We start from the raw sequence: 13,647 nt of genomic DNA on the forward strand, positions 1-13,647 counted from the left end.
CTCCCGGCCCCGTGCACCTCACGGATGCACCAAACGAACTCCGTACCAGGGTCACATCTGTTGGTCCAGCCAGTCCTGGCAGCGCTCACGGAACCACAACAGCACCTGGTGCACCTGCTGCCTTCCGTCCTCAGCGAGGACTCCCAGCGGAAAACTCGGTCGCCGGTTCAGTGAGTCCTCGGGCAGGTCGATCCCGGGAATCGCGTTGAACCTGTGCAGGAGCTCCCTCCGCAGAGCCACGTCGTCGAACGGAGGACGGCGTGCCATGTGCTGGAAGACCACCTCGGCGCGTCCCGACGACGGGTACAGCACGAGCGCCCACCGCCAGTCGGGGTTCACGCTCTCGTCCCAGGCGAGGAGAAAGCAGCTGGTGTCGGCGCCCCCTCCCCACAGCAGGTCACCACCGGAGGCGGTCCACTCGTCGGTCAGCGCCTGAGTCGCCCGCACGACCTCGGGCTGCTGGTTCTCCAGGAGAAGCGCGTGGAACCGTCGCTCCCGTTCGACGAACTCGTCCACCTCGAGCCCCACCAGCTCTGCCAGAGCGGCCGCCGGCACGAACCCCTCGTGTCCTGACCCCGCCTCTTCGGCTGCCTTGGTGTCGGGGAAGACCCGGCCCGCGTGCGCGGTGTCCGGATCGGCGTCCAGGTGCCGGGACACTGTCGCGGTCTTGGCCCCGACGAGGACCGCGAGCTCACGGTGCGTCGTCCAGCGGTCGGCCGCCAACATCGCGAGGGCGTGTCCGAGTTGCTGGGCGAGGTCCGCACCGATTTCCTCCGGTGCCTGTCCGCCGGACGGCGCCGGAGCGGGCCACAGAGCACAGGCGTGCTCGGCGAGCAGCGCTGCCCGCGCCTCGATCTCCGGCCTCCCCCAACTGGGCGCGTCGGCGATCTGTCGGTTCATGCTCAGACCGCTGGACTGGAAGATCTTCTGCTTGCGCTCGAACATGTGGTTGGACAGCTTCGAGTTCTGCGCGGTCAGGGTCAGGTTGCCCAGAGTGTGCAACAGGCGCCCGTGCAGTTCGTTCTCGGTCTCGTCCGGGTCGGTCTGCTTGCGCAGGACCTCGTACCACTCCTCGGTCATGCTCTGCGGCATGATGTGCTCGATGCTGACCTTGGCCTTGCCGAAGTCCACCGGTTCGGGGGAGCCGAAGCCCTCTTCCAGCCTGCGCAGTACGAAGGTGCGCTGCAGGGCCTGACCCGACCAGTAGAAGTTGCGCTGGGCCACCGCCTCGCGCAGTGCCCTGTCCGAGGGCCAGCGCCGACGCGGATCCGACAGGTACCGGTGCACGGAGTCCGCGACCGAGCCGCCCGGCTGGATCTCCTTGGGCGAGGACATGAAGATCCTGTTGAGCCCCTGGGTCGGTACACCGGCGATCATGCGTCGGACCAGGAAGCTCTCCACGTATCCCAGAGCACGGATCAGTTCGTCGGTGTCGGCGTGCCCTTGGTCGCGTAGCACCATCAGGTGCAGTGCCAGCGGCCGGTAGATCTTGTTGCCCCACGATTCGAGGCGGGCCAGCACCTCGGCCAACTCCGGGTCGCTCTCGAAGACGGGATCCAGGACGCGCTGCAACAGTTGCCCCAGGCGCCACAGGTGTTCCACCTCGCCTCGGAGGGCGACCTCACCACTGGCGTGGGACACCTTCTCCAGGCGCTCCTTCTGACCGTGGTAGACCTCGCTCTGCTTGGCCCGCTCGTCCCCGCGCAGAACCAGGTCGAGCCAGGCCAGGGTCTCCAACGTCTCCGGGCCCAGCTCGTCCTGCATCGGCAACCAGACCTCGTCGTACACCTCCTGGCCGGTTTCGGGCAGGAGCATGAAGACGTAGTTGCGCAACAGGTCGGTCTGGCTGAGGCCCTTGCCGGTGTTGTTCAGCGACTCGAAGATCCGGAAGACGTTGTCACCGGCCTCCGCCTGGATGTCCACCAGGCTGAGGCGGTGGCCGATGGTCTCCTCGATGCCCAGGAGGTCCTCCTCGCCGTAGTGCCTGACCTTGCGGGAGAAGTAGTTGTAGGCGAACCCGACCCTGTCGTCACCTCCGGCGTCGGGGCGTCCGTTGACGATGGCCGTGAAGGAGGCCCGGTCGGCCTGGGTCGGTGCGAGCCGGTACTTGTCGGCTCCCTTGTTGTACTTGTTCACCAGGTAGACGTCATTGATCCGGTCCGCGTCGCTGGGGTCGCCCTCTTCGAGTTCTTCCACCTCGCGCAACCTGTCGCGGATGGCCGCGAGGGCGATGGACAAGGACGTGAGCCGCTGCTGGCCGTCGATGACCAGCCACCGGGTCAGCGTGCTCGCAGAAGACGAACCCGGTGCGAGCACCACCGATCCCATGAAGTGCCCGGCGGAACTCAGGGTGCGCGGTTCGGTGCCCCGGTCGACCTGATCGGTGAGGTCCTCCCAGAGGCGTTCGAGTTCCTCCCTGCCCCAGGAGTAGGGGCGCTGGTACAGCGGCACCTGGAACTGCTTGGTTCCCTCGACCATGTTCCGGAAGGTGGTTTCGTTGGCCTGCATATCTCCGCAATCTCCGACAGACGGTCAGGGGGTGGACTCCTACCTCGGCAGGAAGGGACTGGGCTCGCCGGAATACGACACGTACAGCGTGTCCCGGGCCCGTGTGCAGGCCACGAACAGCAGGTTCCGTTCGCGCTGCAGGTCATGGGCGTGGGCCAGGGGATCCTCGGAGACGTCCGTGACCCTTGACCTCAGGGGGAGATAGGCAGCGCCCGCACCGACCACCGCCACGCAGCGGAACTCCAGGCCCTTCATCGAGTGCATGGTGCCCACCCGGACGCCGGAGTCCTGGGCCAGGCCGCAGGTGTCGATGCCCTCGGCCGCCAGAGTGGATCGGACCTCCTTGGCCAGGGCCTCGGTACGGGCCGCGACCGCGATCGTGCCGGGTTCGACATCGGAGATGAGCCACACGGAGACCACCTGGGTGAGCGCGTCCAGTTCCGACTGCTCCGTGGGGTGGGCGTGCACGGCCGGGGTCCGGCCGTGTAGAGGCGAGGTGTAGTCGGCCAGGTGAGAGCGCACCCCGTCGAACCCCTCCACCGGTGCGGTGCCCAGGACCCGGACAGCCCAGGAGAGGATCTCCTGGGTGCTGCGGTAGCTCACGGTCAGGCGGTGGCTCCGGCCGCGCACGTTGATCCCGACCGCCGCCATGGAGACGCGGTGGTCGTAGATGCGCTGGTGCGGATCGCCCGCGACGAACAGGTCGTCCCTGCCCTCGGGAGCCAACGCACGCACCAATCGCCACTTGGCCGGGTGCAGGTCCTGGGACTCGTCCACCACCACATGCCGGTAGGGGCGTTTTCCGGTGCGGTCGAGGATGTCGGCGGCCTCCGAGGCGAGCCAGGTGAACGTCCACTGCCCGTTGGCGCGCATCTCCTCGGTGGCGGCCAGAACCGCCAACCACACCCGACGCTTCTGCTCGGGGCCCATCCGTCCGGAGCGTCCCCGCCCGTGCCGTCGGGCCTTCAGGTAGTCACGTTCGGTGCGAAGGTCCTGGGCGAGGATCACGTGTTCCCACTCCTCCAGCAGGAACCGTCCCGACACGTCCGAACCCTCGGCATGCCGGTCCCACAGCGCGGTGAGCTCACGCGAGTTCGGGAATTCGAGCTTGCCGTGCACCTGACGCACCACCTGGTGGGCGACCTTGTCCAGGTTGCGCACGTCGACCAGTTTCCGGCGGTCCTCGTCGCGCACCAGCAGTCCCAGCTGGGAGCGGAGCGCCGTGTCCAGGGTCGTGGTGAAGGTGGTGAGCAGGATGGGTTGCTCCGGCACGACCTCACCGGTGTCCAGGGCGAGCTGCTGCCCGTCGGGGGCGTACCGCTCGGCCAGGTGCGCCACCCGGTGCAGGGCGGTCACCGTCTTACCGGTTCCGGCACCTCCGGTGACCATGGCCGGACCGGCGAAGCCGTCCCGGCGCGCGATGCGCTCCTGCCGCGGGTGCAGGAAGGTTCGCCACACGTCGAAGGGGTGGGCGAGCAGGTCCCGGAGTTCCTCGGGCCCCTCCACGAACACCGCCTGGTCCGGGCTGCGCCGGATCGCCGAGACCAGGTCGTCGGGGTCGACCTCCTGCGCGCTTACCTCCTCGACGAGTTCACGGCTGAGCAGGGCCCACACCTCGTCCGGCGGCATTCCCGAGGCCAGCGCGGTCAGCGCGTCGTGCTGGGCCTTGGGCATCATGATCGCCAGAGCGTCCAGGTGGTTCTCGTCGGGGAGCAGCCGGGCGATGCGGACGGTGTCCGCGTCGATTCCCAGCTGGGTGAAGTGCTTGTCGGGGACCTCCTGGAACAGGGTGTCGGTCGAGGAGGCGGCCACCGGGGTGAGCGCGGTGCTCATGGTGTCCAGCGCGGCCTCGTCCCGGAACTCCAGAACCCCCAGGGCCTGGTTGACGGAGGGGCGCCGGTTGCGGATGTACCGGTAGGCCTCCTTGTGCGCGAGCACGGTCACCAGGAGGAACACGTCTCCGGAATCGGGTGCGAGGACGACGCCGCGGTACCCCTGGTTGATGCGGAGCGTTCGCCACCGGGGGTCCCGGCTGTCGGTGATCTTCTCCAGGTGTCCACCGGCGAAATAGGTGTCGGCGAACTTGTCCAGGGCCTCGTCGACGGCCTTGCGTAGCTTCTTGTCCAGAGCCGCGTAGGTGGTGAGGAAGTCCTTGGCGATCGCGAGCTGGGGCACGGGAGCCTTTCCGGGACAGGGGGTTGAGGAGGGCGTCCAGGGGAGGGGCCTGCCCCCTCAGCATAGGGACCGAAACCCTGGAGGGGGCGGGCTTCCCGGTACCCGGTACCGATCTGTCACCGCGTATGGAGCGTCCGATCAGGGTGAGGCGTCTGCGGGAAGTCATGGGTTCGGGGGACGGGGTTGCCGACTGCTCCGGTCGGTGCGGGGGTGTTCTCGATCTCTTCGCGGATCCGCTTTGCCCGTGCCTTCTTCAAGCAATCGGGCTCCCAGCCGGATAGTTTCCAGACGAGCAACAGGAGATAACCGAACGGCACGAACACGATCGCGATGAAGGTGGAAGCCGTTGCGGCGATGAGGCACAGGAAAAGCTGGATCGAGCGGCTGGTCCAGTGTTCCTTCGAAGGCGACGGGAACAACCGACTGCGTACGACGAATACCACCACGAAGAGAAAGGTGTAGGTACCCAGGAGCCCAACAGTGAGGACTCCCGCGACAGTGTGTGCGTTTTGCATGATCATCGTCGTGGGACCCTGCTGAACGGCCAGCAACACCAAAAACCAGAAGGTCGCCGGGGCAGGACCGATCAGTGTCCACCGGGAATACTCGAAGGGCCCCGAGCTTTCCTGAAACTCGCGGATGACCGGTCCCACAAGCATGCGGAGCAGCACCAAGCACAGGAACCCCAGCATGGCTATCTCCGTGAAGACCGAACCGTTCGCGATGATCGGCGGTGCCTCCGGTCCGATCCACCGACCCAAGGATGTGGCGCCGACGTGGATGAGGAACTCCGACAGGAGGTCTGAAGGGCGCTCCTGCCGAGCCAAGGACATTATCGCCATGAGCGATATCGGTATCGCTATCAGCCGATAGGGCAGGTCACCACCCTTCCGCCACTCCTTCGCCAAGGTGATCGCGGAATTGACCGAAGCCAACAAAGCATCCTCCGTCATCGCTGTTCGGATGGTCTACGCCCTTGCGTGCAAGGGCCATCGACACCGTAGATGCCACCACTGACACCGGCCCCTGGTATGACGGAGGCACACACAACGAAGGGCGGCGCACGCATGACTCCCCAGGGCGCGGCGGACATCGAGGTCCTCGGTCCCCATTCCGAGGACGCGATCGACGAGAGCGGCACACCGGCCCCCAGCACCGGGCAACTGGTGACTGTTCGCAACCGCCAGTGGGTGGTGTCCGACGTGCGCGCCTCGCGGATCGTCTCCAGTGACCTCACCCGCGTCACCGGTAGGCCCCAGCACATGGTGTCCCTGGTCAGCATCGGCGACGACGCCTCCACCGACCGGATCGAGGTCCTCTGGGAGCTGGAGGTGAGCACCCGGATCCACGAGGGCAGGGACCTGCCCGCGCCCGCGCTCGGCTTCGACGACCCCGTCCGCCTGGACGCCTTCCTGCACGCCGTCCGCTGGGGCGCGATCACCTCGGCCGACAACACCTCCCTGCAGGCCCCCTTCCGCTCGGGGATCGAGATCGAGGACTACCAACTCGAACCGGTCGTGCGGGCCCTGTCGATGCCCCGGACCAACCTGCTCATCGCCGATGACGTCGGTCTGGGCAAGACCATCGAGGCCGGGCTGGTCATGCAGGAACTCCAGCTGCGCCATCGGGCCCGGACCATGCTCATCGTGTGTCCGGCCGGGCTGACTACCCAGTGGCACGACGAGATGCGCGACAAGTTCGGTCTGGACTTCCGGGTGGTCGACGCCGACCTGGTCCGCCGACTGCGCCGCGAACGCGGTCTGTACGCCAACCCCTGGACGCACTACCCCCGCCTGATCGTCAGCGTCGACTGGCTCAAGCGTGAGCGCCCCCGGCGGATGCTCCGCGAGATCCTGCCCGCCAGCCCCCGCTATCCGCGCACCATTGACCTGCTGGTGGTGGACGAGGCACACAACGTGGCTCCGGCGGGCAGCGGCAAGTACGCGGTCGACTCGTTGCGTACCAAGGCGATCCGGGAGCTGGCGCCCCACTGCGAACACCGGCTGTTCCTGTCGGCCACCCCGCACAACGGCTACCCCGAGTCGTTCTCCGCCCTACTGGAGCTGCTGGACGACCAGCGTTTCGCCCGTGGGGTTAAGCCCTCCGACGAACAGCTCGACCGCGCCATGGTCCGCCGTCTCAAGCGTGACCTGCCCAAACGCTGGGACGGCAGCGCGCGCTTCCCCGCGCGGGTGCTCGGCTATGCCGAAGTGGACTACTCGGAGGCCGAGCGCAAGGCGCACCGCACCCTGGTGGAGTACGCCGACAGCCGCCGCGACCGGGTGGGGAAGGGCGGTCGCCACACGGTCGACTTCGTCACCACCCTGCTGAAGAAGCGCCTGTTCTCCTCACCGCAGGCCTTCACCCGGACCGTCACCACCCACCTGGCCACCATGGACGCCAAGGGCGCCGCGGACGAGGCCTCCAGTGCCGCCGATCAGGCTCCCGCCCAGGAGGTTCTGCCGGTACTCCAAGAGCGCCTGTCCGCCACCTCCGAACACGAGGAGGAGTACCAGGAGGCCGAGGCGGAGGTGTTCGGCACGGTGAGCCGTGGCGCCCCCGCACTCACCGAACGCGAACGCGGCCTGCTGGTCGACCTGCGCTCCTGGGCGGAGAAGGCCCAGGGCCGTTCGGACGCCCGCTTTGCGGCCCTGAAGTCCTGGCTGGACCCGATCCTCTTCCACCCGGGCGTCGACGGAGAGCCGATCGGACCGGGCGGCCCCACCAGCCCCGGCGTACCGGGAGACCAGGCGGACTGGACCGACGAGCGGGTCATCATCTTCACCGAGTACCGCGACACCCAGCGTTGGCTGCGCGATCGGCTCATCGCCGCCGGGTACGGCGGTAAGGGCGGGGAACGGTTGGCCCAGCTGTACGGCGGCCAGGACTCGGATGAGCGTGAGCGGGTCAAGAACGTCTTCACCGACCGCCCCGACCTCGACAAGGTCCGGATCCTCGTGGCCACCGACTCCGCCAGCGAGGGCATCAACCTCCAGCGGCACTGTCACCGGATCCTGCACTGGGAGATCCCCTGGAACCCCAACCGTCTCGAACAGCGCAACGGCCGTGTGGACCGGCACGGCCAGAAGGCGGACCAGGTGGAGGTCACCCACTTTGTGCCCAAGGGATGGGAGGCCGCCGAACCGGGTTCGTTGGAGGACGAACTCGGGTTCCTGCGCACCGCCGTGGAGAAGGTGGACCGCATCCGCGAGGACCTGGGCAGCGCCGGTGACGTCATCGCCCTCCAGGTCGAACAGAAGATGCTCGGCAAACGGGCGGAGTGGGCCGAGACCGACAGCGAGATCACTTCCCGTGCGGGGGTGGCCCGGCTCAGCACTCAGCGGGAGCTCAACCGCCGGGTGGAGGAGCTGGCGGCCACCCTCACCGGGAGCCGCGACCGTCTCGACCTGACCCCCGAAACCCTGGAGCGGGTGGTCCGCACCGGACTGGACCTGGCCCACCGAAAGGACCTCATCGACGCAGACCCGCCCGAAGGCGTCACCGCCAAGTGCTTCCGCCTGCCGGAGCTGGCCGGGGCGTGGGCGAGCGCCCGCAACGGCGGCCTGGCACATCCGGTCACCGGGGTGGAGCGGCTGGTCACCTTCGACCCGGACGCGGTGGTGGGCCGCAACGACCTGGTTCTGCTGCACCTCAAACACCGTCTGGTGGACCTGTGCCTGACCCTGCTCCGGGAGGAGCTGTGGTCCCAGGGATCGAAACTGAGTCGGGTCACCGCGCGGGTGGTGGAATCCGACGTGCTGCGGGTACCGGCGGTCGTGGCGCACGGCCGGGTGGTCATCACCGGCGCGGAGGGCACCCGGCTGCACGAGGAGGTCCTGCTCGCCGGTGGCCGGATCGAACAGGGCTCGTTCGTGCGGGCCAAGGAAGAGGACATCGACCGCTGGATGGAGGTCGCCACCGAACGCCTGGCCCCCGAACCGATCCGGGAGCGGTTGGCCGATCTGTGGCCGTCCCTGGACAAGGCGGTCGGCGGCGCCCTGCACCAGCGCGCCAACCAGCGGTTCAAGGCGGTACAGCGAGACCTGGACCGCAAGTGCGAGGAGGAGGTCGACGCGATCGGCCTGGTCCTGGACGAACTGGCGGCGGGGATCAGGACGGCTCTGGACAACACCCCGCAGTGGGAGCAGACCACCCTGTTCGAGGTGCGGGAACAGGAGCAGCTCCGGCAGGACCGCGAGGCGTTGCGGGCTCGTCTGGAAGAGCTGCCCGAGCGCAAGGTTGAGGAGCAGGCGGCCCTGCGCCACCGTTACGCCGACCGTAGGGCTCGCTGGTTCCCGGTGGCGGTTACCTTCCTGGTCCCGGCGTCGGTGAAGGGGTAGGCACTGTAAATTTAGCCAAATTTACGTATGGGTATATCAGCTTGATCTAGGCTAGCTGTGCGATGATCGCACACATGATGGATCAGCTGAGTTGGGAGAGCATCGGCGAGCGCGTGCGGGACAGCCGTGCCTCCATGGGGCTGTCCCAACAGGATCTGGCTGACCGCGTCGGCTTGGAACGCAGCATGATCTCCAAGCTGGAGAAGGGGACCCGGCGTATCGACGCGATGGAGCTGACCGCCATCGCTGGAGTACTCGACTACCCGGTCACACACTTCCTCTCGCCAACCCCCGAGGTGGTGTCGCGTCGGGCTGCCATCGCCGGAGCGGAGGAGCTCGGCGGAAGCACTGCCGCGCGTGACACCTACCGGAACGAAGCTGAACTCGCGCAGTGGCTGCGGGACGTACGCCAGCTCATCGACCTGGGAACACTGGCCCCACGCCCTCTGTCGCTCTACCCGTACAAGGTCACCGACCACGACGCCGCCAGGGACGCGGCCCGCTGGCTTCGGACCCGTCTCGGTTTGGGGGATGTTCCCATCGAGTCGGTGGCCGATGCCTGTGAGCGTGCCGGCCAGTTCCTGGCGGTGGCCCCGTTGTCTTCGGACGGTGCGTCACTGGTGGACGGAGATGTCGCGGTCGCGGTTGTCCGCCTGGATCAGGAACCCGGTCGGCGGCGTAGCACCGCCGCTCACGAGCTGGGTCACATGGTGCTGGGCGACGAGTACTCCAACGATCTCGGTGTGCACACCTCACACGAAGAGCGGGAACGTGTGGTGGAGGTCTTCGCTGCGGAGCTCCTGCTGCCGAGCGGTCAGCTGCACCAGGTGTTGGCGGCATCTGACGAAGAGAGCCGCCGACACGCTCTGGTGAGAGTGGCCGCTGAGTACCGGGTGTCGTGGAGCCTCGCGATCGCGCAGCTTCGGCGCTCTGGCACGTTGGACGGTGGTGAGCTGCGTCAGCTCCGGGGACGTGTGCCCACCGAAATCGAGTTCAGGGAAGCGGTGGGCTGGAAGCCGCAGCCCGACCTGGCCTCGATCCGAGTCTCTCCGAGGTATTCGTCTGCGGTCGTCGCAGCTTTGCGAGAGTATGCGATCACACCCGCGCGCGCAGTGGAGATGATGCGCGGACAGATCGAACTCCGAGACCTCAGCGAGGACTGACGGGTTGACCCCTTTCGATGAGCCCTTCCTGTTCGACGCTTCCCCGCTGCTGCACGCAGCCAAGGCCGACCGCCTGGAAGTACTCGGTGACCTGGTCAGGGATCACGACTGCCTGACCACGCAGTCGCTACTCGACGAGGTGCGGCGCAATGACCTCGCGGTGCATATCGCGGTGGTGCGGGCCGCCTGGATCCGCACGGTGCCGACGGACTCCCTGGAGTTCCTGCACGCCTAGGGGGTCTGGAGCACTCGGATGTCGCTCAAGGACGACCACAACATCGGCGAGACCATGCTGTGTGCTTACGCCGATCTGCAGGGCGGAACCCTGGTGATGGATGACAGGGATGCTCGTAAGACCGCTGAGCGCTATGGACTGGTCGTCTGCGGGACCATGCGATTGATCGCCCTTGCCTGTGCGCGAGGCGACTACACCCTGGCGGGCGCTTCCCACATCACTGGCGCTGGCTGTTGAACCGCTCCTGGAGTTTGAGCAGGGCGTTCTCGTCCACCTTGGTGGCGAGCTCGGAACGCTGCGCGGGCACCGCTGAGGTCGAGTCCTTGCGCCGGTTCTGCTTCTTGTTCTTGGCTCGCTGTGGCCGTGCCGGGATCCCGGCGGTCTTCGGTGTCTGCTGGCTCTGCCTGGGGGCGGGCACAGGAGTAGTGCTCGGTGCGGCTACCCGCTCCTGTGAGTGCGCGACCAGTGTGGCCTTGGGCATCAGGTGTCGCAGAGCCTTCCTGCTGATTTCCAGCAGTTCCTCGGCTTCCCGGCGATAGTGCGTGATTCCGATGTCCTTGGCTCCCTTCAGAAACCACTGGAGGCGATCACTGGACCGGCGTGCTTCCTTCCAGTCTCCTTGTTTCAGGGCGGTGTGCAGGCGCTCGATGCGGGGGTGGGGGAGGATCTGCCCGGGCTCTCTCGACCTACCACGATTTCGTGAATCCGGCACCGGGGTAGGGGCAACCACGGGTTTGGGGAGTGCCATCGGAGGCGGGGACGACCTGTGCTCCATCTCCAGTGAGCACTCCTCGATCGGTCGCCACCAGGTCTGGCCGTCAGGGGAGGTGGTTCCGACGTCGACCCTTCTCTCGAACCCTTCGGTCCGCATACGGAACCGGAGGGCGTGCCCGTCGGTGCGGGTGAGGCGCTGGACCAGCTCGGAGTTGTCCCGCACGAACCAGGCCTGAGGCCGATCGAGTCCCTGAGTGAGCAACCGTTGGACATCGGGGCCGAGGTGCTTGGTGAACTCGAAGAAGATCGTGGGGTCTTCACCGGTGGCGGGCAGGGTGAGCCGGTGACAGGTGCCGCCTGTGTCGAAGTCTCCTTCGAAGCGCGCTTCGCGTTGGGGCAGGCCGTTGGCGCTGAGCCAGCGGTTGACCTGCTTGCCGGCGAAGAGATGGTCCGCGCTGTCGATTCCGCCGAACTGCCGGGTGCACTGGTTGGTACTGGAGTGGTGCGCGAAGTGCGCCACCTTCTCCTGGTAGACCTTGACCCCCAGCTGGCCTCCGCAGCCGCCGAGCAGCTCACCGCACCAGAAGGTGGCCTCCGGATCGCGCTCCTTGAACTCCAGGGCCAGGTGCCGCTCCATGGGGAGGAAGACGGGGTCGTAGGAGCGGCGACTGCCCAGAGTGGCGGTCTGGACCAACCGGTGATCGTACGTCATGCAGAAGGACTAACAGAATGCGGTGAGCCCTGGTAGAGGCAGACGTCCGGTTGGCCGGGTCCGGCCGATCCGCTCTCCTGGACGCCGGGCGTGGTCGGTGGCTGCCTGGTCGGACAGCCACCGGGGCCGTGGTGGGTGAGCCCGCACCGGCATAGCGAGGGCTGTGGCTGGGCCGCCGGTGGCCGATAACCTCAAGGCATGCCTGGACCTCGCCGACATCGCGCGCCCTCGATTCGCCCTGCTGATCAGCACACCGAGTGGCTGGGACTCCTCTCGCCTGACGGGCCCTTCCTGTCCGCGGAGGTCCTGCTGGAGGCCTTCCCCGACGGCCTTCCCGCGGTCGACACCGAGGTGCGCCGTACTCTGCGGCAGGGGTGGCACGAGCTCGACCGGGAACGCACCGGTGCCCTGGTGCCCGCGTGGATCGAACTGGTGCTCGGCGAGCTCCTCGGTTGGGACGAGGAGCAGCGTGCGCAGCCAGTGGCGGAGGGCGCGCGGGTGGCCCCCGAGTTCGCGCTCTTCGGACCCGGGCCGAGCGGGCGCGAGGAACGCCTGCACTTCTACCGACTTCCTCTGGGAACCGAACCCGCCCGCTCCCAGGGCGGTCGTCCCTCTCCGGTGGAGACCGCTGCGGCCCGCTGCCGCGAGTCCGGGGTGCCGCTGGCGCTGGTGACCGATGGCCAGTACTGGGCGCTGGTGCACGCGCTGCCCGGCAAGCCCACCTCGGTGGGGGTCTTCGACGCCGACCTGTGGGGCGAGGAGCCCCTGCTGCTTCAGGCGTTCGCGGCGCTCCTGGAGAGCAAACGGGTGCGGTTGCCAGCCCGGGACAAGGGCGGCGATCTCACCAATGCCGCAGCGGCGCTGTTCGAGCGCACCTTCGACAAGCAGAGCGATCTGACGGAGGACCTGGGTAACCAGGTCCTGCGCGCGGTGGAGCTGCTCGTCGCCGAGATCGCCCGGCTTGACCGCGAATCCAGCGGCCGGTTCCTGGAACACGTGGGTGAGCGGGAGATCTACAAGGGTGCGCTGACCGTCCTCATGCGGCTGGTGTTCCTGCTGTACGCGGAGGAGCAGCGGCTGCTGCCGACCGACGACCTGTACGCCGACCACTACTCGGTCAGCCGCCTGCACGACCAGCTCACCATCGACCGCGACCAGCTGGGCGAGGAGGTCGTGGACCGCAGGGCCGCTGCCTGGCCCCGGCTGCTCGCCCTGTTCAACGGGATCCACAAGGGGTCGGAGCACCCGGACCTGAGGCTGCCGCCGTACGGGGGGTCGCTCTTCGACCCGCAGACGTATGAGTGGCTGGAGGGCTTCGCCGTCGCTGACCGGGTGGTGTTCGAGATCCTCGACGCGCTGGTCATGTTGAAGCCCAAGACCAAGAAGGGAACCCCGACCCGGATCTCCTACAAGGGTCTGGGGGTGGAGGACATCGGCCACGTGTACGAGGGCTTGCTGGAATTCTCCGTGCGCAAGACCCAGGGTCCGTACGTGGGGCTGCAGGGCAAACAGGAGCCGGAGCTGCCGCTGGCGAAGGTGGAGGAGGTCTACTCCGAGGGCGAGGAGGTCTTCCTCGACTGGTTGCAGGAAGAGACCAAGGCGACGCGGACCCAGCTCAAGAAGATGCTGGCAGCCGAGCCGGGGCCGGAGGAGCGTTCGAGGCTGCACTCGGCCTGGGACAGCGACGCGGAGCTGACCGAGCGGACCCTGCCGTTCTGGGGATTGCTGCGGACCGACCTGCGTGAGGACCCGACGGTGTTTCCGGACCGGTCGGTGGTCTTCACTCGGGTGGGGGAGTGA

The 13,647-nt window shown here is 67.5% G+C and carries 9 protein-coding genes; 5 read left to right on the forward strand and 4 right to left on the reverse strand.

The features are described from left to right. Positions 1 to 51: 51 nt before the first annotated feature. From NE857_RS14695 to NE857_RS14705, 3 genes are all read right to left on the reverse strand, one after another. Complete coding sequence (locus tag NE857_RS14695; RefSeq protein WP_254421499.1) at positions 52 to 2,478, reverse strand: DUF262 domain-containing protein; 2,427 nt, start codon at positions 2,476 to 2,478, stop codon at positions 52 to 54. Positions 2,479 to 2,547: 69 nt separating this feature from the next. Continuing rightward, complete coding sequence (locus NE857_RS14700) at positions 2,548 to 4,683, reverse strand: UvrD-helicase domain-containing protein (RefSeq protein WP_254421500.1); 2,136 nt, start codon at positions 4,681 to 4,683, stop codon at positions 2,548 to 2,550. A gap of 116 nt (positions 4,684 to 4,799) precedes the next feature. Next, positions 4,800 to 5,636: a hypothetical protein gene (locus NE857_RS14705; RefSeq protein WP_254421501.1), complete on the reverse strand. Its 837-nt coding sequence runs from the start codon at positions 5,634 to 5,636 to the stop codon at positions 4,800 to 4,802. A gap of 114 nt (positions 5,637 to 5,750) precedes the next feature. Here NE857_RS14705 and drmD point away from each other — a divergent pair, with 114 nt between their 5' ends. The 4 genes from drmD (at position 5,751) to NE857_RS14725 (ending at position 10,658) form a co-directional block, all read left to right on the forward strand. Beyond that, positions 5,751 to 9,023, forward strand: a complete 3,273-nt coding sequence (gene drmD / locus NE857_RS14710) for a DISARM system SNF2-like helicase DrmD (protein ID WP_254421502.1) — start codon at positions 5,751 to 5,753, stop codon at positions 9,021 to 9,023. A gap of 74 nt (positions 9,024 to 9,097) precedes the next feature. Continuing rightward, positions 9,098 to 10,186: a helix-turn-helix domain-containing protein gene (locus NE857_RS14715; RefSeq protein WP_254421503.1), complete on the forward strand. Its 1,089-nt coding sequence runs from the start codon at positions 9,098 to 9,100 to the stop codon at positions 10,184 to 10,186. A gap of 4 nt (positions 10,187 to 10,190) precedes the next feature. Next, positions 10,191 to 10,421 (forward strand): hypothetical protein, encoded by a 231-nt coding sequence (locus tag NE857_RS14720; RefSeq protein ID WP_254421504.1) that lies wholly within the window; start codon positions 10,191 to 10,193, stop codon positions 10,419 to 10,421. Between the two features lie 18 nt (positions 10,422 to 10,439). Continuing rightward, positions 10,440 to 10,658: a PIN domain-containing protein gene (locus NE857_RS14725; RefSeq protein ID WP_254421505.1), complete on the forward strand. Its 219-nt coding sequence runs from the start codon at positions 10,440 to 10,442 to the stop codon at positions 10,656 to 10,658. On the opposite strand, the gene NE857_RS14730 is transcribed toward NE857_RS14725, so the two are convergent. Beyond that, a complete protein-coding gene (locus NE857_RS14730; protein ID WP_254421506.1) occupies positions 10,639 to 11,847 on the reverse strand; it encodes a competence protein CoiA family protein in 1,209 nt (402 codons plus the stop codon). The genes NE857_RS14725 and NE857_RS14730 overlap by 20 nt on opposite strands. 198 nt (positions 11,848 to 12,045) lie before the next feature. Here NE857_RS14730 and NE857_RS14735 point away from each other — a divergent pair, with 198 nt between their 5' ends. Continuing rightward, entirely contained in the window at positions 12,046 to 13,647 is a 1,602-nt protein-coding gene (locus tag NE857_RS14735; RefSeq protein ID WP_254421507.1) for a hypothetical protein, read from the forward strand.

The organism is Nocardiopsis exhalans (assembly GCF_024134545.1).
Classification (GTDB): Bacteria; Actinomycetota; Actinomycetes; order Streptosporangiales; family Streptosporangiaceae; genus Nocardiopsis; species Nocardiopsis exhalans.